Consider the following 17,019-nt stretch of genomic DNA (forward strand, 5'->3'; position numbering starts at 1 on the left):
GGTCACGAGCCGCGGTGTCCGCCCTCGGCCGCCCGCTGGGCGGCGGCGTACCCCATCTGCAGGAAGTCGGAGGCGGCCACCGCGGTCAGCGCGGTGGCAACCAGCCGGGTCAGCCGCGGCGCCAGCACCAGCCCCCCGGTGAGCCCGGTCGCGACCCAGACCGCCAGGCAGAACGGGCAGCTCAGCAGCTCACCGAGGGTGTGGCGGGTTGGGCTGCCCTCGTCGCGCACCTGCTCCATCACCTCGCCGCTGCCGATCGGGCGGTCGTAGCGGGTGAACGGTGCCCGCAACGGACTGGTGATGGCGTCCTTGGCCAGCAACCGGCTGAGCTTGTGGGTCGCGACGCCGAGCAGCACCACGTCACCGGGCGCAGGCCGCTCCGGCACCGGCCGCCCGGTCGCCTTCACGAGGCCCACCAGCGACGCGGTCACCGTCACGTAGGTGCCCATCGCCTTCAGGTAGCCCTCCAACGGCCGATGCTCGTGCGGCGCGTACGCCTGGCGCAGTCGCGCCACCCTCTGCTTCAGGCCACTCCCGGTCACCCGGCCTCCTCGGTCCTCGTGGCACCGCCGGCTCAGCCGGCGGTCAGGTTGTCGGCCACCTCGCGGGCGAGGTTGGCCAGGGTCTGCTCGGCCAGTCCGTCGGCGTCCGCGCCGGCCAGGTCCAGCCGCACCTGGGCGCCACCGGCGTCGACGGCCTCCACCCGGATCTCGGCCGACCAGCCGGGCGCCGAGTCGCTGCACCACCGGGCGCACATCTTCTTCCCGCTGACCAGCTCCGGGCGGCGGCCGCCGTCCTGCCGGAGCGGCTCGGGCAGCCACGCCGCCGCCCGGTCCGGGTCGGTGGCCGTGTTGAACACCACCTCGGGTGGCGCGGACATCCCCCGCTCGGCGTGCGCCGCCATCAGACGCCCCGCAGCCGGCTCGGGTCGACCTCCCGCCCCGGGTGTCGGGCGAGGTACTCGGTCTCCAGCTCGGCGGTGCGGCGCAGGTGGTTGGCGAGCGCCGAATCGGTGGCGTGTCGCAGGGTGTCGAGTCGGGTCCGGTGCAGGCTCTGCACCTCCCGGATCAGGTCCTCGTCGCCCAGCTCGGTGGGGTCCACCCCGAGCGGCTCGCCGTCGACGTCGCCGAGCCCGGGGTCGGTCTCGGCGCGGTCGTCGTCCCACTCGGGCATCCGCTGCTCCGGGCTGGCCTCACCGGTGCGGCGTACTGATTCGGTCATCGTCGCCCCCTCGTCTCGTTCGGGTTGGCGTCTGGACGGATGCCCACCCGGGATGCCACCAAACCCCGCCAGCTACGACACCGTGTCGGAGGAGGACGGCCGACGCCGGTAGGCTCGGTGACATGAGACGGCTCTGGACACCGGCGTGGATCGCCCGCCACGTGGCCATGGTCGTGCTGGTCGTGGGCTTCCTCGGGCTCGGCTGGTGGCAGGTCACCCGGGCCGCCGAGGGCAACGCGCTGAGCCTCGGGTACGCGATCGAGTGGCCGGTCTTCGCCGGCTTCGTGGTCTTCGTATGGTGGCGTGAGGTCCGGCACACGCTGCGCGGCGCGCCCGCGCAACGCCCCACCTCGGCGCCGCCGGCGGCCGCCAGGACCGAGCCGGCCGCCGCCACTCCGGTGGTACGCCGCCCCGTGCGGGTCAGCCGCGTGCCGGCGGCCCCGGCGGCGGGCGCCGAGGACGGCGACCTCGCCGAGTACAACAGCTACCTGTCATGGTTGAACGCCAACCCGGGCGCGAAGCCCGGCGACTATCCCGGCTGAAGGCCGGCTCGGAAGGACGGACGACGGTGGGCGGAGCCTTTACCCGGTACCGCGTGATCGCCTGGATCGTGGGCGTGGCGCTGGTGGTGCTGGTCCTGATCGGCATGCCGCTGAAATATCTTTTCGACGACGGAAGCGTGGTGGCCGTGGTCGGCACCGCGCACGGCTGGCTCTACATGCTCTACCTGGCCCTCACCTTCGACCTGTCACGCCGGGTCGACTGGCCGCTGAAGCGGATGCTGCTGGTGATGCTGGCCGGCACCGTGCCGTTCGTCTCCTTCTACGCCGAGCGCCGGGTGAGCCACTGGCTGGCCGACGGCGACCGGTCCCGGACCCCGGAGCCGATCGCCGGCTGAGTCAGCCTTTCGGGGGCGGCCGGGTCAGCGCCTCGGCCACCACGGATCGGCGGAGGCCTGGGGGTCCGCCCAGCCGCCCTGGCGAGCGCCCTCCCGGGCCCGCCGGAGGGCCCGGGCGACCTGGCCGAACTGCCGCTGGTCGTCGCTGCTGAACAGCAGCACCTCGGCGCCCTGGTGCCGCCCCCACAGCTCGTACGCCGGGGGTCGCCACCGGTCGCCGATCGCCACCAGCAGCAGCGGCAGCAGACCGACCGCGCCCAGCGCCAGGTACGCGGTCGCGGTGAGCCGTTGCAGCCCGCCGGTGAAGCCGAGCAGCACGCCGACCGTGCCGATCAGGGCGGCGGTGACCACGACCACCCGGAGGGCGAGCCGGTCGTGCGGCCCGCGGGCGGTCCAGAGCTGGGTGAGTTCGGCGACCCGCCAACTGTTGCGGCCGACGTTGAAGCGTTCGCTGGTGACGACGATGCCCGGACGGGCGTAGAGCAGGGTGGGGGCGGTCGCCCGCGGCGACCGGGGTGGACGGGTGGTGGAGCCATCGGTCTGCACGGCGCCTCCAGGGGATCGCCCGCCGGCTTCTCCGCGCAAGCGGCGAGCTGCGACGATGCCATTTGGTGGGATTCCCGCTTCGCGCTTCATTGTCTGGTGGTCACGCCAGCCCGACCCAGCGTTTGCCGGGCCTCGACGGGGGCCCGAGGCGAGGACCGCGCCGGAAGACGGGCCTGATTTCGGCCTTTGTCGCGATTTTGCGGCGCGTTACCTGTCGACATCCGCCCAGAACGACGAATCGGGCCAGCCGCGCGATCCGCTCATTCGACACAGCAGCCGCGACCCTCGGTCGGCAAATCGGTCACAGTGTGTCAGCGGCACCAGCGGCACTTCCTGACACATTGCCAACGTCCGCCCCTGCTTCGACTCCCCACCACTCCCGTCACGGGTTAGGTTGGGCAGGCCGGACCGGTCGACCGCCGTCCACCCGGATGGCCCCGGCCCGGTGTCGCCGGGTGCCCTGCGCTCCCCGGCGAGCGCCGGAGAGGAGCTTTCCGCTCTTGTCGTCCTTACGGATCCTGCTGCGCGCGCTCGCGGTCGCCGGCCTCTCGGCCGTGCTGATCGCCCCGGCGTCGGTGGCTCGGGCCGAGCCCACCCCCGCCGAGCTGACGAAGCAGATCGAAAAGTCCTCGACTGAGCTGGAGCGAATCGTCGAGTCCTACAACAAGCTCAACGAGGAGATCAAGGCCAACAAGGCCACCGCGGCCAAATTGCAGGCCAGGATCGGCCCGTTGCAGGCGCAGGTCGAGCAGAGCCGCGCCGACGTCGGCGTCCTCGCCGCCACCGCATACAAGACGGGCGGGCTACGCACCGCCCGCGCCCTACTCGATCCAGGCGGGCAGACCTCGCTGCCGGAACGGCTGGGCACTCTGGATCAACTGACCCGCCAGCGCCAGCAGGCCATCGACGGATTCACCGCGAGCCACCGCAAGCTGATCGACGAGAAGGCCCGGCTCGACACCACGCTGGCCAGGCAGGCCGCGCAGGCCAAGCAGCTCGCCGCCGGCAAGAAGAAGATCGAGGCGGACCTGGCCCGCCTCTACGAGCTGCGCCGGCAGGCGTACGGGCGGGCCACGGAGGCACCGGTGAAGACCGGCTCCGCCGGCAGCGCCCCGGCCGTGTCCGGCTCGGCCGGAGTGGCGGTGCGGTACGCGTACGGGGCGATCGGCAAGCCGTACGTCTACGGCGCCGAAGGCCCCGGCGGCTACGACTGCTCAGGGCTCACGCTGGCCGCCTGGCGGGCGGCCGGGAAGTCGTTGCCGCACAACGCGGCGATGCAGTGGAACGCCACCACCCGGATCAGCCGGGGCTCGCTGCAACCCGGTGACCTCGTCTTCTACTCCGGGCTCGGCCACGTGGCCCTCTACGTGGGCAGCGGCCAGATCATCGACGCGCCGAGCCCGGGGCGCAACGTCAACAAGCGGGGCATGGACGTCATGTCCATCGCCGGCTACGGCCGGGTGCGCTGACCGCCGGCAACGGCACGGGTGCGCTTACGCACCGGCTACGGCCGCCCGAAGCGGCGAAACGGCCGGCGTCCGTCTGTCGGACGCCGGCCGTTCATCTGTCGTCACTACCAGCTCAGGCCGCCTGGAGCCCCTCGGCCCGGGCCAGCTCACGGAGCCGGCCGAGGGCCTGGATCTCCAGCTGGCGGATCCGCTCCCGGGAGAGCGAGAACCGCGAGGCGACCTCGGTCAGCGAGTGCTCCCGGCCGTCCTCCAGGCCGTAACGGGCCCGCATGATGCCGGCCGAGCGGTCGTCGAGGTGGTTGAGCAGACCCTCGATCCGCTGCCGCTCCAGGGCGGTGAGGACGATCTCCTCCGGCGACGGGGCGTCGCTGTCGGCGACCAGGTCACCGAGGTTGGTGTCGCCGTCGTCGCCCACCGGGGTGTCCAGCGAGACGGTGTCCTGCGACCAGCGCCGCAGCTCGTTGACGCGCTCGACGGTGACGCCGAGCGACGCCGCGATCTGCTCCGGCTCCGGGTCGCTGCCCAGCTCGCGGGTGAGCTGCCGGGTCACGTTCCGCATCCGGTTGACGTCCTCCACCAGGTGCACGGGCAGCCGTACGGTCCGCTCCTGCTGGGCGATCGCCCGGCTGATGGCCTGACGAATCCACCAGGTCGCGTAGGTGGAGAACTTGTAGCCGCGCTCGTAGTCGAACTTCTCGACCGCCCGGACCAGGCCGGTGTTGCCCTCCTGGATGAGGTCCAGCATGGGCATCCCGGAGCGCACGTAGCGACGGGCGATCGAGACGACCAGCCGCAGGTTGGCGCGGATGAAGAGATCCTTCGCGCGCTCACCCTCGACGACCAGCCGCTCCAGGTCCTCCCGGTCGACGCCGGCCGGGACGCGGTCCTCGCCGAGCAGGTGCTCGGCGTAGAGCCCGGCCTCGATGGCCTTGGAGAGGTCGACCTCCTTGGCGGCGTCCAGCAGCGGCGTCCGGGAAATCTCGTGCAGGTAGACGCCGACCAGGTCCCGCTCCTCGGCGACCTCGTCGGTACGCATGCCGATGTTCTTGTCCACGATTGCCACGGTCCCCTCGCTCGCGCCGGTTGCCCGGTTCCTTGCCATCCCCACGTCCATCAGCCCTCCCCGTAACCTCCGCTGTGCCCGTAGGTGTTGACACCTACACAACAGATGAGACGCGTCTGGGATTCCATGCCGTGAGTCGAAAGTGTCACGAATGCCTGAGTGTCAGCTGAGAACCTGATCCATGTTCCCTGTCAGGGTCCCTGCCCAGCCGGCTCGCGTACGGCCTGGTCAGCGGCCGTCGGAGCAGCGGAATCATCGGCCGCCTCGGAAATCGCACCATTGCGAAATCCATGAACACAGCGACCCGCGTCACCGTGACATTGCGATCCTGGTCACTGAGAGATACGGCGGACCGGCCGGTTCAGCCACGGGTGAGGATTACCCCACGCCTGGTTGAACAATCCGCAGCGCGAACGACGTCCCCCCGGCGGCGTGACGCGCGTCGCACTGGGCGGGGCGGGGGCGGAACGGGGGCGGAGCGGGCGCGGGGCAGACGCGGGGGCAGGTGCCGCCGCGCCGGGAGCGGCTCAGGAGGCGAGCAGGGCCAGCGCGCCGCGCACCTGGTCGGCGGAGCGGGCCAGGGCGGCCCGGGCGGCGGCGACCTCCGCGCCGGAGACCAGGGAGACCAGCGCCGTCTTGAGGTCGCCGTCGGCCTCCTGCAGCGCGGCCTGGCAGACCTCCTCGGCGTGTCCCGTGGCCTCCATCAGGATCGAGATCATCCGGCCCCGCAGCTTGGCGTTGGTGGCGACCATGTCGATCATGAGGTTCGAGTAGACCCGCCCGAGGCGCACCATCACGGCCGTGGAAAACGTGTTGAGCACCAGTTTCTGCGCGGTGCCCGCCTTCATCCGGGTCGACCCGGTGACCACCTCGGGTCCGGTGTCCACCCCGATGAAGACATCCACCGCCGAGGCCGCGTCGGCCTCCGGATTGGCGCACAGCAGCACGGTCGAGGCGTCCCGCGTCCGGGACGCGCCGAGCGCCCCCAGGACGTACGGGGTGCGCCCGCTGGCGGCCAGCCCGACCACCAGGTCGCCGGGGCGTACGCACTCGGCGGCCTCGGCGGCGCCGGTACGGTCGTCGTCCTCGGCGTCCTCCACGGCCCGCCACATGGCGTCCGGGCCGCCAGCGAGGTGGGCGCAGAACCAGTGCCGCGGCGAGTTGAAGGTGGGCGCGAGCTCGGCGGCGTCCAGCACGCCGAGCCGGCCGGAGGTGCCGGCCCCGAAGTAGTGCACCCGGTGCCCGCCCCGCAACGCGCCGACCGCCAGGTCGACGGTCTCCGCGATCTCGTCGAGGACGGCGGCCACCGCGGCGGGCACCCGCCGATCCGCCTCGTTGATGACGGTGAGCACCTCCCGGGTCGACATCAGGTCGAGGTCGACGCTGTCCGGGTTGCGCCGCTCGGTGGGCGCGCCCACCCGCACCACGGGCCGCGCGGCCGCCTCGTCGCGCTCGACCCGGCCGGCCGTCATCCGCGCCTCCGCCCGGCGCCCACCCGGTGCGACCGGACGGCCTCGGCGGTCGCCTCGAGAGCCTTCCTGGTCCTGGCCCGGCTCCGCGCGGCCACCCCGACGAAGAGGCAGTCGACCACGGTGAGCTGGGCGAGCCGGCTGGCCGTCGCGCCGGAGCGGTAGGTGGTCTCCCGGGCGGCCGTGGTCAGCACGAAGTCGGCGACCTCGGTGACCGGCGAGCGGGGGAAGTTGGTCAGCGCGACGGTGGTGGCCCCCCGCACCCGGGCCTGCTCCAGCACCTCGATGACGTCGGAGGTGGTGCCGGTGTGCGAGATGCCGACCGCGACGTCTCCCCGGCCGAGCAGGGCCGCCGAGGTGAGCGCGGTGTGCACGTCGGGGAAGTAGAAGGCGGTCCGGCCGATGCGGTGCAGCTTCTGCTGGAAGTCGGAGGCGACGAAGCCACTGGCGCCGGCGCCGTAGACGTCGATCCGGCCGGCCGCGCCGATCGCCTCGACCACCTGCTCGCAGACGGCCGGGTCGAGCTGCTCGGCCGTCTCCTCGACGGCCCGCGCGTCGTTGAACGCTATGGTCGCGATGATCTGCGCCAGATCGGCGCCGGGCGGGATGTCCCCGCCGACCACCCGCGCGTCGGGCGGCTCGACCCGGCGGGCGGCCTCGGCGGCGAGCCGGATGCGCAGCTGCGGGTAGCCGTCCATGCCGACCGACCGGCAGAACCGGATGACGGTGGCCTCCGAGGTCTCGGCGGCGGTGGCGAGGTCGGTGATGGTGCGCCGGGCGGCGTCCGCCGGGTCGGCGACCACCAGCCGGGCGACCCGTTGCTCGGCCGGGGACAGCGACGGGAGCAGGCCACTGATGTGGACGATCAGCCCACCAGGCTCGTGACTCACAGAAATCTTCGGACTCTTCGCCACGGATGAAACTTACTTTCACGAGGCGTGACCGTCAACCATCACCGCGCGTATCGGGAAAAGTACCGCCATCCGCGCACGCCGGCCGCGGCAAGGGTCCCATTTCCGCAGCCCGGCCACCTCCTCCGCACCGGTCGACTCGCCCACGCCGGCCGACCGCCGCAGCCACGGTTGTACAGGTCAGACCGGCCGGACGGACCGCGCGGAGCCGCCGGACGGATGGTCCGGCGGACCGCCGACATCGACGTGGCCGAATCGCCCCCGGCGCTCGGGGTACGGGTCGTGCGGTTAGCGTGTCCCCATGGCGGAGCGCACGGCACTGGTGACCGGGGGCACGGGCGGGCTGGGCGGTGCGGTCACCGCGGCCTTCCTGAAGGCTGGCTGGCGGGTGGTCGTACCGGCACGGGAGAGCGGTGGGACGGCGCCGCCGGGGTCGATCCACGTCGCTGCGGACCTGCTGGAACCGTCCGGGGCCGCCCGCGCGGTGGAGGCGGCCGTCTCCGAGCCGGCGGCGCCGCTGCGCGCGGTAGTCAACCTGGTCGGCGGGTACGCCAGCGGCGGCCTGGTCCACGAGACCCCGGTCGAGGAGTTCGACCGGATGCTCCGGCTCAACCTGCGCCCGACGTACCTGGTGACCCAGGCGGCGCTGCCGCACCTGGTGGCGGCCGGCGACGGCGCGGTGGTCTGCGTCTCGGCACGGGCCGCGCTGGCACCCTTCCCGGGCGCGGCCGGCTACGCCACGGCCAAGGCGGCGGTGCTCGCGTTCGCCAACGCGGTCGCGGTGGAATACCGCCAGCGCGGGGTCCGGTGCAACACCGTGCTGCCGAGCGTCATCGACACCGCCGCCAACCGGGCCGCGCAGCCGGACGCCGACCACCGGCGCTGGGTCCCGCCGGCCGAGATCGCCGCGGTGATCCGCTTCCTGGCCTCCGACGAATCCGCACCGACCACCGGGGCGAGCATCCCGGTATACGGCCAGGCCTGACGACTTTCATCCGTTTCATCCCGTCTCCGCCCCGGGCGCGTCAACAACACGGTGTGGCCGACCGGTTCGCCGGGTACGCCACTCCAATCCCACCGCCACCCACGACGACGGGAGAACCAGATGGCCGAGCGCGGGGACGACCTGCTGCACACGCTCAAGAGGGTCGCCGCCGTGCTCAAGCAGGCCGAGGTTCCTTTCGCGCTCGGTGGGAGCTTTGCCGTGTACGCCCACGGCGGTCACTCCAGCGACCACGACGTGGACTTCCTGATCCGAGGGCAGGACGTCGATCGGGCCCTGGAGGCCCTGGTCGAGGCCGGCTTCACCGCCGAGCGCCCGCCCGAGGACTGGCTGGTCAAGGTCTACGACGAGGGGCGGATGGTGGACCTGATCCACCGGCCGATCGAGACCCCGGTGACCGAGGAGACCTTCGCCGACACCATCGTGCGCCCGGTCGACGCGATCCACATGCCGGTGCTCTCGGCCAGCCAGCTGATGGTGCACAAGCTGCTCAGCTTCTCCCAGCACTACTGCGACTTCGCCCGTGCCCTGCCGCTCGCCCGCTCGCTGCGGGAACAGATCGACTGGGAACGGGTACGGAAGGAGACGCAGCACTCGCCGTACGCCGAGGCCTTCCTGGTGCTGCTCGACCGGCTGGACGTGCTGCCCGGCGGCCCGTCCGGAGGAAGGGAGACACCGTGACCGAGCAGCAGGGCGGTGCGCCGCCGGACGCGTACCTCGAGGCGGAGATCCACCGCCTGTTGGCCGAGGACCCCTCCGTCGCCGAACAGGGCATCACCGCGGTCCACCGCGAGCGGGGCCTGGTGCTCTCCGGCGAGGTGGAGAGCCCACACCGGCGCGAGGAGATCCTGCGTCGGGTCGCCGAACGCTTCCCGGGCGTGCCGATCACCAGCGACATCGGGGTGATCCGTACGCAGGCGCCCAGCCAGGTCGAGGAGCTGCCGTGAGGGAGGCACGATGGTGATCCGGGTCGCCGCCGTGGGCGACGTGCACATGGACGAGGACGTGGTCGGCCGCTTCCGGCCGGCGTTGGAGGAGCTGCCCGACTGCGCGGACGTGCTGCTGCTCGCCGGTGACCTGACCCGGCACGGGACCGAGGCCGAGGCGCGGTGCGTCGCGCGGGAGTTCGGAAACCTCGGCGTGCCGGTGATCACCGTGCTCGGCAACCACGAGCACCAGTGCGACCAGGTGCCGCAGGTGGTGCAGGTGCTGGAGAGCGTCGGCATCACCGTGCTGGAGGGGGCCGGGATCGTGCTGGGGTGTGCCGGCGGACGGCTCGGGGTGGCCGGGGTGAAGGGCTTCGGCGGCGGGTTCGCCGGCCGGTGCGCCACCGACTTCGGCGAGCCGGAGATGAAGTCCTTCGTCAAGACCACCACTGACAGCGCCGACGCGCTCGGCCGAGCCCTACGCGGGCTGGACTGCGACCTGCTGGTCGCGCTCACCCACTACTCTCCGGTGCCGGACACGCTCGCGGGCGAGCCGCTGGAGATCTACCCGTTCCTCGGCTGCTACCAGCTCGGCCAGGCGATCGACTCGGCGCCCACCGCGTTGGCGCTGCACGGGCACGCGCACCACGGCACCGAGCGGGGCACCACGCCCGGCGGGGTACGCGTCCGTAACGTCGCCCACCCGGTGATCAAGCAGGCGTACAGCATCTTTCACCTGGGTGATCACCTCGACCAGCATCAGGTTTCTCGGATCGGACAGTCGGGTACTGCGCGCCCATGGAGCTGATTCTCTGGATTCTCGCTGTCGTACTGGTTGTTTCCGGCGTCCTCGCGCTGTTCCGCCGACAGATCCTGTGGGGCATCGTCCTCATCATCGTCGGCCTGCTGGTCGGCCCGGGCGGAGTCAGCGTCTTCCATTAGCGCGGTGCGGCCTCACCATCGCCCAGGTCGAGCACATTCGATGCAGCCCGCCGGCATGAGGGACGGCCACATCGACGAGAAGGTTTGCCGATCGACTCCGACACCCAAACGTGGGAGCGCGTCCACAATCGGTAACCGGGTTTCCGGATTGTTACCGGGCCGTGTCCGGCAGGGGATGGACCGACCAGGATGCAAGCGCTTACATGTGGTGGACGACCATCGGACCGGCGCAGCATCGACTTCCCCCACGCGCCGGCAAGGAAGGAGATCGGCATGGCGTTTGCCAGATCACGCCAGGCTCTCGCGATCGCCGGCGTTCTGGGCCTGGCGTTCGGCGTCACCGCCTGCGGCACCGGCAGCGACAAGAAGAGCAACAGCAAGGCGAGCTCTCCCGAGTGCGCCCCATACGACAAGTACCAGGGCCACAGCGGCAAGAAGGTCGCGATCTATTCGTCCATCCGGGACATCGAGGCCGACCGCCTGGCGCAGTCCTGGAAGCAGTTCGAGGACTGCACCGGCATCACGATCGCCCACGAGGGTTCCGGCGAGTTCGAGGCCCAGCTCGGCGTCCGGGTCGACGGCGGTAACGCCCCCGATCTGGCCTTCATCCCGCAGCCGGGTCTGCTCGAGCGCTTCGCCGACGCGGGCAAGCTCAAGCCGGCCGGCGCCGACACCAAGGCCATGGCGGAGCAGAACTACTCCCCCGACTGGCTGAAGTACAGCACCGTGGATGGCAAGTTCTACGGCGCCCCGCTCGGCTCCAACGTGAAGTCCTTTGTGTGGTATTCGCCGAAGATGTTCCAGGAGAAGGGCTGGACGATCCCGACCTCCTGGGACGAGCTGATCAAGCTGAGCGACACGATCGCGGCCAGCGGCATGAAGCCGTGGTGTGTCGGCTTCGAGTCGGGTGACGCCACCGGCTGGCCGGGCACCGACTGGATCGAGGACCTGATGCTGCGGACGGTCACGCCCGAGGTCTACGACCAGTGGACGACCCACGGCATCCCGTTCAACGACCCGCAGGTCGCCGCGGCGTTCGACAAGGCCGGCACCATCCTCAAGAACGACAAGTACGTCAACGGCGGCTTCGGCGGCGTGAAGAGCATCACCACCACCTCCTTCCAGGAGGCCGGCACGCCGATCACCGCCGGCAAGTGCGCGATGCACCGCCAGGCGTCGTTCTACGCCAACCAGTGGCCGCAGGGCACCAAGGTGGCCGAGGACGGTGACGTCTTCGCGTTCTACTTCCCGGCGGTCGACCCGGACAAGGGCAAGCCGGTGCTGGGTGGCGGCGAATTCGTCGCGGCCTTCGCCGACCGTCCCGAGGTCCAGGCGGTGCAGACCTACCTGGCCTCCGGCGAGTACGCCAACAGCCGCGCCAAGATCGGCGACTGGGTGTCGGCGAACAAGAAGCTCGACCTGAACAACGTCCCCAACCCCGTGGACAAGCTCTCCGTGCAGATCCTCCAGGACGACAAGTCCGTCTTCCGCTTCGACGGCTCGGACCTGATGCCGGCCGCGGTCGGCGCGGGCACCTTCTGGCGGGGCATGGTCGACTGGATCAACGGCAAGGACACCGCGACCGTAGTGAACTCCATCGAGAGCAACTGGCCGAAGAAGTGACCGGAGCCGGTGGTCCGGTCCGTGCGCGGACCGGACCACCGGCGGTCACTCCAACCCTGAGGGAGGGTCGATGGGGTTCGACCTCGCGGAGGAACAGCCCAAGTTCCTCATGCTGATGTGGGGGCTGATCGCCTTCGTCGCGGTGGTGGGCGGTCTGCTCCTGCTCCTCGACGCGGTGCCGGCCTGGTTCGCCCGCCGTCGGGAGGTGCGACTGGTCGCCGCCGCAGCCGGCGGCGCTCCCCTGCCCCGGCGGCGAAAGTCGCGGGAGGGGGTCTTCGCGTTCTTCTTCCTGCTGCCGACGCTGCTGCTGCTGCTCGTCGGACTGGTGGTGCCGGCGATCCGCACCACGCTGCTCTCCTTCATGGACTCCGGCAGCGAGCACTGGGTGGGGCTGAGCAACTACGGCTGGATGTTCTCCGAGGACTCGATCCTCCGGGTGCTGATCAACACCCTGATCTGGGTGCTCATGGTGCCGCTGGTCGCCACCGCGTTCGGCCTGATCTACGCCGTGCTGGTGGACAAGGCCCGGTTCGAGGCGGTGGCCAAGTCTCTGATCTTCCTGCCGATGGCGATCTCCTTCGTCGGCGCCAGCATCATCTGGAAGTTCATCTACGCCTACCGCAGCGAGGATCAGGACCAGATCGGCCTGCTCAACCAGATCGTGGTCAGCCTTGGCGGCGAGCCGAGGCAGTGGCTGCTCGACTCACCGTTGAACACCTTCCTGCTCATCGTGATCATGGTGTGGATCCAGGCCGGCTTCGCCATGGTGGTGCTCTCCGCCGCCATCAAGGCCATCCCGGCGGACATCGTCGAGGCGGCCCGCCTGGACGGGGTCTCCCCGTGGCAGATGTTCTGGCAGATCACCATGCCGAGCATCCGGCCGGCGCTGATCGTGGTGGTGGTGACGCTCTCCATCGCCACGCTCAAGGTCTTCGACATCGTCCGGACCGCCACCAACGGCAACTTCGACACCAGCGTGATCGCGAACGAGATGTACAACCAGGCGTTCCGGTACGGCCAGAACGGGCAGGGTTCCGCCCTGGCGGTATTCCTCTTCATCCTGGTCATCCCGATCGTGATCTACCAGATCCGTAACCTGCGCAAGCAGCGGGAGGGCTGAGATGACCACCGCCACGCCCACCGTCGGAGCCGGCGCCCAGGCCGGGGCGACCACCCGGGCCGGCCGGGTCCGCAAGCGGCTGAACAGCCGCTGGGCCACCACGGTCTCGATCGTCATCGCACTGCTCTGGACGGTCCCGACCTTCGGCCTCTTCATCTCCTCCTTCCGGCCGGAGGATCAGATCAAGACCACCGGCTGGTGGACGTTCTTCAGCGACCCGCAGTTCACCATGAAGAACTACCAGGACGTGCTGTTCGGCAGTTCCGCCTCGTCCGGCCAGCTCGCCAGCTACTTCATCAACTCGCTGGCGATCACCATCCCGTCGGTGCTCTTCCCGATCGCGTTCGCGGCGCTGGCCGCGTACGCGTTGGCCTGGATCAACTTCAAGGGCCGGGACTGGCTCTACATCGGGATCTTCGCGTTGCAGATCGTGCCGCTCCAGATGGCCCTGGTGCCGCTGCTGAGGTTCTTCTCCGCGGGCGTCACCGTCGCCGGCATCCAGCTGCTCCCGGCCTGGGAACTCGACGGCGCGCAGAAGTTCGCCCAGGTATGGTTCGCGCACACCTGCTTCGCGCTCCCGTTCGCCGTCTACCTGCTGCACAACTTCATCTCGCAGCTGCCCGGAGACCTGATGGAGGCGGCCCGGGTCGACGGTGCCACCCACCCGAAGATCTTCCGCACCATCGTCCTGCCGCTGATCACGCCCGCCCTGGCCGCGTTCGGCATCTTCCAGTTCCTCTGGGTCTGGAACGACCTGCTGGTCGCGCTGATCTTCGCGGGCGGCAGCAGCGAGACCGCCCCGCTGACCGTTCGGCTCGCCGAGATGGCCGGCACCCGGGGCAACGAGTGGCAGCGGCTGACGTCCGGAGCCTTCGTGTCGATCGTCGTACCGCTGATCGTGTTCCTGTCCCTACAGCGTTTCTTCGTGCGGGGCCTGCTCGCCGGTAGCGTCAAGGGTTGATCCGCTGTCCGCCGCCGTCGGCCGAGTCGGCGGCGGCGGGCACGGGCCGGAGCGGGGAACAACGATGACGAAGATTGACGATGTCGCCCGCCTGGCCGGGGTCTCCACGGCCACCGTCTCCCGTGCGCTGCGCGGCCTGCCCACGGTCTCGGCCGCTACCCGCCACCGGGTCCTCGCCGCCGCCGAGCAGCTTCAGTACGCGGTCTCACCGAGCGCGTCCCGGCTGGCCGGCGGCAAGACCGGCACGGTGGCGATCGTGGTTCCCCGGATCACCCGCTGGTTCTTCGGCACAGTCGTGGAAGCCGTCGAGGACTACCTCCACCAGAACGGCTACGACCTGCTGCTCTACAACCTCGGCGGGCGGGAGCAGACCCGGCAGCGGGTGTTACGCACCGCCAGCCTGCACAAGCGGGTGGATGCCATCATCCTGGTCGCCACCCCATTGCGCCCTCCGGACGTGACAGCGCTGACCAAGCTGGAGCTGCCGGGTGTGATCATCAGCTCCGGTTCCGGGGTGCCCGGCTGGCCCTGCGTCCGCATCGACGACGTGGCCGCGGCCCGGACCGCCACCCGGCACCTGCTCGACCTCGGGCACACCCGGATCGCGCACATCTCCGGTGACCCGGACGACGAGCTGGCGTTCACCACCCACCTGGACCGCCGCCGCGGCTACCAGGAGGCGCTGCGCGCGGCCGGGATCAGCCCCGATCCGAGGCTGGACGTCGAGTCCGGGTTCACCGTGGACGGCGGCACCCAAGCCGCCGTCGAACTGTTGACCCGGGGTGAGCCGCCGACCGCAATCTTCGCCGCCTGTGACGAGATGGCGATGGGCGCGATCACCGCGCTGCGCGACGCCGGGCTCCGGGTGCCGCAGGACGTCAGCGTGATCGGCATCGACGACCACGACCTGGCCGGGGTGATCGGGTTGACCACCATCGCCCAACCCGCGGCGGAGCAGGGGCGGCTCGCCGCCCGGATCCTGCTCGACCCGCTCGGCGTACGCAGCGCCGACCCGTACCCCGCCGCGGCGCCCCCGCCCGGCGGCGCCCACACCGGCGGTGGTCCGCCGACGCCGGTGATCCTGCCCACTCGACTGGTGGTACGGGAATCGACCGCCCCGCCGCGGGCACACTGAACGAATTCGTCCCGTACGCACGACAGGGAGAAGGCGCTGAACACCGACGCGACGCACCCCGCCACCGGCTGGTGGACCGAGGCCGTCATCTACCAGATCTACCCGCGCTCGTTCGCCGACTCGAACGGCGACGGCATCGGCGACCTCCCGGGCATCACCGCCCGCCTCGACCACCTGTCCGAGCTGGGGATCGACGCGGTCTGGCTGTCGCCGTTCTACCCGTCCCCGCAGGCCGACGCCGGGTACGACGTGGCCGACTACCGGGGCGTCGACCCGCTCTTCGGCACCCTCGCCGACGCCGACACGATGATCGCCGAGGCGAAGGCGCGCGGGCTGCGGGTGATCGTCGACCTGGTGCCCAACCACACCTCGTCGGCGCACCGCTGGTTCCAGGCGGCCGTCGCCGCCGAGCCGGGCAGCGTCGAGCGGCAGCGCTACGTCTTCCGGGACGGCCGCGGCCCGCAGGGCGCCGCGCCGCCGAACGACTGGCAGAGCGTCTTCGGCGGCCCGGCCTGGACCCGGCTGCCGGACGGCCAGTGGTACCTGCACCTGTTCGACCCCGGCCAGCCAGACCTGAACTGGGACAACCCCGAGGTACGCGCCGAGTTCCTGGACATCCTCCGGTTCTGGCTCGACCGAGGTGTCGACGGCTTCCGGGTGGACGTGGCGCACGGCCTGATCAAGCAGGCCGACCTGGCCGACTGGCAGGAGCCGCAGGAGATCCTCTCCGGCAACGAGGTCGACAAGCCGCGCCCACCGATGTGGGACCAGGACGGCGTGCACGAGATCTACCGGGACTGGCGGCGGGTGCTCGACTCGTACCAGGGCGGGCGCATCCTGGTCGCCGAGGCGTGGGTGGAGCCGGCCGAGCGGCTGGCCCGCTACGTCCGGCCCGACGAGATGCACCAGGCATTCAACTTCGAATACCTGCTCGCCTCGTGGACCGCCCCGGCCCAGTACGCGGTGATCACCCGCTCGCTGGAAGCCACCGATGCGGTCGGCGCCCCCACCACCTGGGTGCTCTCCAACCACGACGTGGTCCGACACGCCTCCCGGCTGGGATTTCCGGTCGGCACTCCCCGGCCCAACGGCATCGGCATCGGCGACCCGCAGCCCGACGCGGCGCTCGGCCTACGCCGAGCCCGGGCCGCCACCCTGCTGATGCTGGCCCTGCCCGGTTCCGCCTACCTCTACCAGGGTGAGGAGCTGGGGCTGCCGGAGCACACCGCGCTGCCCGACGAGGCCCGGCAGGACCCGACCTGGGAGCGCGGCGGGCACACCGAGCGGGGCCGGGACGGCTGCCGGGTGCCGATCCCGTGGGAGGCCGGCACCCCGTCGTACGGCTTCGGGCCGACCGACGCGAGCTGGCTCCCCCAGCCCCCGATCTGGGCCGAGTACGCCCTCGACCGGCAGCGCGGGGTGCCCGGCTCGACGTACGAGCTGTACCGGACCGCGCTGCGGCTGCGCCGCGAGCACGGGCTGGGCGCCGGGAGCCTGCGCTGGCTCTCCTCCGGCGACGAGGTGCTCACCTTCACCAACGGCGGGCTGACCGTGCTGACCAACTTCGGCGCCGCCCCGGTCCCCCTGCCGGCCGGCGCGGAGGTGCTGGTGGCCAGCGGCCCGCTCGACGATGGCGGTGCCGTCCCCACCGACGTCACGGTCTGGTACCGCGCCTGACCTCGCACGCCCGCATACTCCGGGGATCCCGGTCGCGCCTGTCTCGATCGAGCCG

The 17,019-nt window shown here is 71.2% G+C and carries 20 protein-coding genes; 13 read left to right on the forward strand and 7 right to left on the reverse strand.

Translation table 11 applies throughout. The features are described from left to right. Positions 1–2: 2 nt before the first annotated feature. Genes AB0C02_RS17350 through AB0C02_RS17360 form a run of 3 tightly spaced genes read right to left on the reverse strand, consistent with a single transcriptional unit; the run spans position 3 to position 1,221 of the window. Positions 3–542 (reverse strand): DUF1360 domain-containing protein, encoded by a 540-nt coding sequence (locus tag AB0C02_RS17350; RefSeq protein WP_357549148.1) that lies wholly within the window; start codon positions 540–542, stop codon positions 3–5. 32 nt (positions 543–574) lie between these two features. Beyond that, positions 575–904 (reverse strand): hypothetical protein, encoded by a 330-nt coding sequence (locus AB0C02_RS17355; RefSeq protein ID WP_357549149.1) that lies wholly within the window; start codon positions 902–904, stop codon positions 575–577. Next, the gene (locus AB0C02_RS17360; protein WP_357549150.1) at positions 904–1,221 is read right to left on the reverse strand and encodes a DUF6158 family protein; all 318 of its coding nucleotides are present in this window, start codon (positions 1,219–1,221) and stop codon (positions 904–906) included. Before AB0C02_RS17360 ends, AB0C02_RS17355 begins: the two co-directional genes overlap by 1 nt. Positions 1,222–1,343: 122 nt before the next feature. Between AB0C02_RS17360 and AB0C02_RS17365 the strand changes: the two genes are divergently transcribed. Together AB0C02_RS17365 and AB0C02_RS17370 are read left to right on the forward strand one after the other, a co-directional pair. Then, entirely contained in the window at positions 1,344–1,763 is a 420-nt protein-coding gene (locus AB0C02_RS17365) for a hypothetical protein (RefSeq protein ID WP_357549151.1), read from the forward strand. 26 nt (positions 1,764–1,789) lie between these two features. Continuing rightward, positions 1,790–2,119: a DUF3817 domain-containing protein gene (locus AB0C02_RS17370; RefSeq protein ID WP_357549152.1), complete on the forward strand. Its 330-nt coding sequence runs from the start codon at positions 1,790–1,792 to the stop codon at positions 2,117–2,119. A gap of 24 nt (positions 2,120–2,143) precedes the next feature. Here the strand turns inward: AB0C02_RS17370 and AB0C02_RS17375 are convergent, their stop codons facing one another. After that, positions 2,144–2,665 carry a DUF6232 family protein gene (locus AB0C02_RS17375; protein ID WP_357549153.1) on the reverse strand — a complete coding sequence of 174 codons (522 nt, stop codon included), beginning with the start codon at positions 2,663–2,665 and terminating at the stop codon, positions 2,144–2,146. Positions 2,666–3,165: 500 nt separating this feature from the next. Between AB0C02_RS17375 and AB0C02_RS17380 the strand changes: the two genes are divergently transcribed. After that, positions 3,166–4,134, forward strand: a complete 969-nt coding sequence (locus AB0C02_RS17380; protein ID WP_357549154.1) for an NlpC/P60 family protein — start codon at positions 3,166–3,168, stop codon at positions 4,132–4,134. Positions 4,135–4,246: 112 nt separating this feature from the next. Here AB0C02_RS17380 and AB0C02_RS17385 read toward each other — a convergent pair whose 3' ends face one another. The 3 genes from AB0C02_RS17385 to AB0C02_RS17395 form a co-directional block, all read right to left on the reverse strand. Beyond that, entirely contained in the window at positions 4,247–5,236 is a 990-nt protein-coding gene (locus AB0C02_RS17385) for a sigma-70 family RNA polymerase sigma factor (RefSeq protein ID WP_357549210.1), read from the reverse strand. A 488-nt stretch (positions 5,237–5,724) separates the two neighbouring features. Then, complete coding sequence (locus tag AB0C02_RS17390; RefSeq protein ID WP_357549155.1) at positions 5,725–6,669, reverse strand: N-acetylmuramic acid 6-phosphate etherase; 945 nt, start codon at positions 6,667–6,669, stop codon at positions 5,725–5,727. Continuing rightward, complete coding sequence (locus tag AB0C02_RS17395; RefSeq protein ID WP_357549156.1) at positions 6,666–7,580, reverse strand: MurR/RpiR family transcriptional regulator; 915 nt, start codon at positions 7,578–7,580, stop codon at positions 6,666–6,668. Before AB0C02_RS17395 ends, AB0C02_RS17390 begins: the two co-directional genes overlap by 4 nt. A 298-nt stretch (positions 7,581–7,878) precedes the next feature. Between AB0C02_RS17395 and AB0C02_RS17400 the strand changes: the two genes are divergently transcribed. The 10 genes from AB0C02_RS17400 to AB0C02_RS17445 all read left to right on the forward strand — a co-directional run bounded on the left by AB0C02_RS17400 (position 7,879) and on the right by AB0C02_RS17445 (position 16,964). Beyond that, complete coding sequence (locus AB0C02_RS17400) at positions 7,879–8,562, forward strand: SDR family NAD(P)-dependent oxidoreductase (protein WP_357549157.1); 684 nt, start codon at positions 7,879–7,881, stop codon at positions 8,560–8,562. 51 nt (positions 8,563–8,613) lie between these two features. Next, positions 8,614–9,261: a nucleotidyltransferase gene (locus tag AB0C02_RS17405; protein WP_357549158.1), complete on the forward strand. Its 648-nt coding sequence runs from the start codon at positions 8,614–8,616 to the stop codon at positions 9,259–9,261. Beyond that, a complete protein-coding gene (locus tag AB0C02_RS17410) occupies positions 9,258–9,527 on the forward strand; it encodes a BON domain-containing protein (protein WP_357549159.1) in 270 nt (89 codons plus the stop codon). Before AB0C02_RS17405 ends, AB0C02_RS17410 begins: the two co-directional genes overlap by 4 nt. A 10-nt stretch (positions 9,528–9,537) precedes the next feature. Further along, a complete protein-coding gene (locus AB0C02_RS17415) occupies positions 9,538–10,314 on the forward strand; it encodes a metallophosphoesterase (RefSeq protein ID WP_357549160.1) in 777 nt (258 codons plus the stop codon). Beyond that, positions 10,305–10,448 (forward strand): GPGG-motif small membrane protein, encoded by a 144-nt coding sequence (locus tag AB0C02_RS17420; protein ID WP_357549161.1) that lies wholly within the window; start codon positions 10,305–10,307, stop codon positions 10,446–10,448. Before AB0C02_RS17415 ends, AB0C02_RS17420 begins: the two co-directional genes overlap by 10 nt. 273 nt (positions 10,449–10,721) lie before the next feature. Next, positions 10,722–12,071, forward strand: coding sequence for an ABC transporter substrate-binding protein (locus tag AB0C02_RS17425; protein WP_357549162.1), 1,350 nt, complete (start codon positions 10,722–10,724; stop codon positions 12,069–12,071). A 70-nt stretch (positions 12,072–12,141) separates the two neighbouring features. Next, on the forward strand, positions 12,142–13,191 hold the full coding sequence (locus tag AB0C02_RS17430) for a sugar ABC transporter permease (RefSeq protein ID WP_357549163.1): 1,050 nt from the start codon (positions 12,142–12,144) through the stop codon (positions 13,189–13,191). 1 nt (position 13,192) lies between these two features. Continuing rightward, positions 13,193–14,152, forward strand: a complete 960-nt coding sequence (locus tag AB0C02_RS17435) for a carbohydrate ABC transporter permease (RefSeq protein ID WP_357549164.1) — start codon at positions 13,193–13,195, stop codon at positions 14,150–14,152. A gap of 64 nt (positions 14,153–14,216) precedes the next feature. After that, the gene (locus tag AB0C02_RS17440; RefSeq protein WP_357549165.1) at positions 14,217–15,287 is read left to right on the forward strand and encodes a LacI family DNA-binding transcriptional regulator; all 1,071 of its coding nucleotides are present in this window, start codon (positions 14,217–14,219) and stop codon (positions 15,285–15,287) included. 36 nt (positions 15,288–15,323) lie between these two features. Continuing rightward, positions 15,324–16,964, forward strand: coding sequence for a glycoside hydrolase family 13 protein (locus AB0C02_RS17445; RefSeq protein WP_357549211.1), 1,641 nt, complete (start codon positions 15,324–15,326; stop codon positions 16,962–16,964). Positions 16,965–17,019: the final 55 nt, after the last annotated feature.

The organism is Micromonospora sp. NPDC048999 (genome assembly GCF_040649295.1).
GTDB lineage: Bacteria > Actinomycetota > Actinomycetes > Mycobacteriales > Micromonosporaceae > Micromonospora.

Coding starts and splice junctions, on each gene's coding strand:
- AB0C02_RS17435 (WP_357549164.1), top strand. CDS start 13,193: ATGACCACCGCCACGCCCACCGTCGGAGCCGGCGCCCAGGCCGGGGCG.
- AB0C02_RS17365 (WP_357549151.1), top strand. CDS start 1,344: ATGAGACGGCTCTGGACACCGGCGTGGATCGCCCGCCACGTGGCCATG.
- AB0C02_RS17420 (WP_357549161.1), top strand. CDS start 10,305: ATGGAGCTGATTCTCTGGATTCTCGCTGTCGTACTGGTTGTTTCCGGC.
- AB0C02_RS17415 (WP_357549160.1), top strand. CDS start 9,538: ATGGTGATCCGGGTCGCCGCCGTGGGCGACGTGCACATGGACGAGGAC.
- AB0C02_RS17360 (WP_357549150.1), bottom strand. CDS start 1,221: ATGACCGAATCAGTACGCCGCACCGGTGAGGCCAGCCCGGAGCAGCGG.
- AB0C02_RS17390 (WP_357549155.1), bottom strand. CDS start 6,669: ATGACGGCCGGCCGGGTCGAGCGCGACGAGGCGGCCGCGCGGCCCGTG.
- AB0C02_RS17400 (WP_357549157.1), top strand. CDS start 7,879: ATGGCGGAGCGCACGGCACTGGTGACCGGGGGCACGGGCGGGCTGGGC.
- AB0C02_RS17385 (WP_357549210.1), bottom strand. CDS start 5,236: ATGGCAAGGAACCGGGCAACCGGCGCGAGCGAGGGGACCGTGGCAATC.
- AB0C02_RS17440 (WP_357549165.1), top strand. CDS start 14,217: ATGACGAAGATTGACGATGTCGCCCGCCTGGCCGGGGTCTCCACGGCC.
- AB0C02_RS17425 (WP_357549162.1), top strand. CDS start 10,722: ATGGCGTTTGCCAGATCACGCCAGGCTCTCGCGATCGCCGGCGTTCTG.
- AB0C02_RS17430 (WP_357549163.1), top strand. CDS start 12,142: ATGGGGTTCGACCTCGCGGAGGAACAGCCCAAGTTCCTCATGCTGATG.
- AB0C02_RS17355 (WP_357549149.1), bottom strand. CDS start 904: ATGGCGGCGCACGCCGAGCGGGGGATGTCCGCGCCACCCGAGGTGGTG.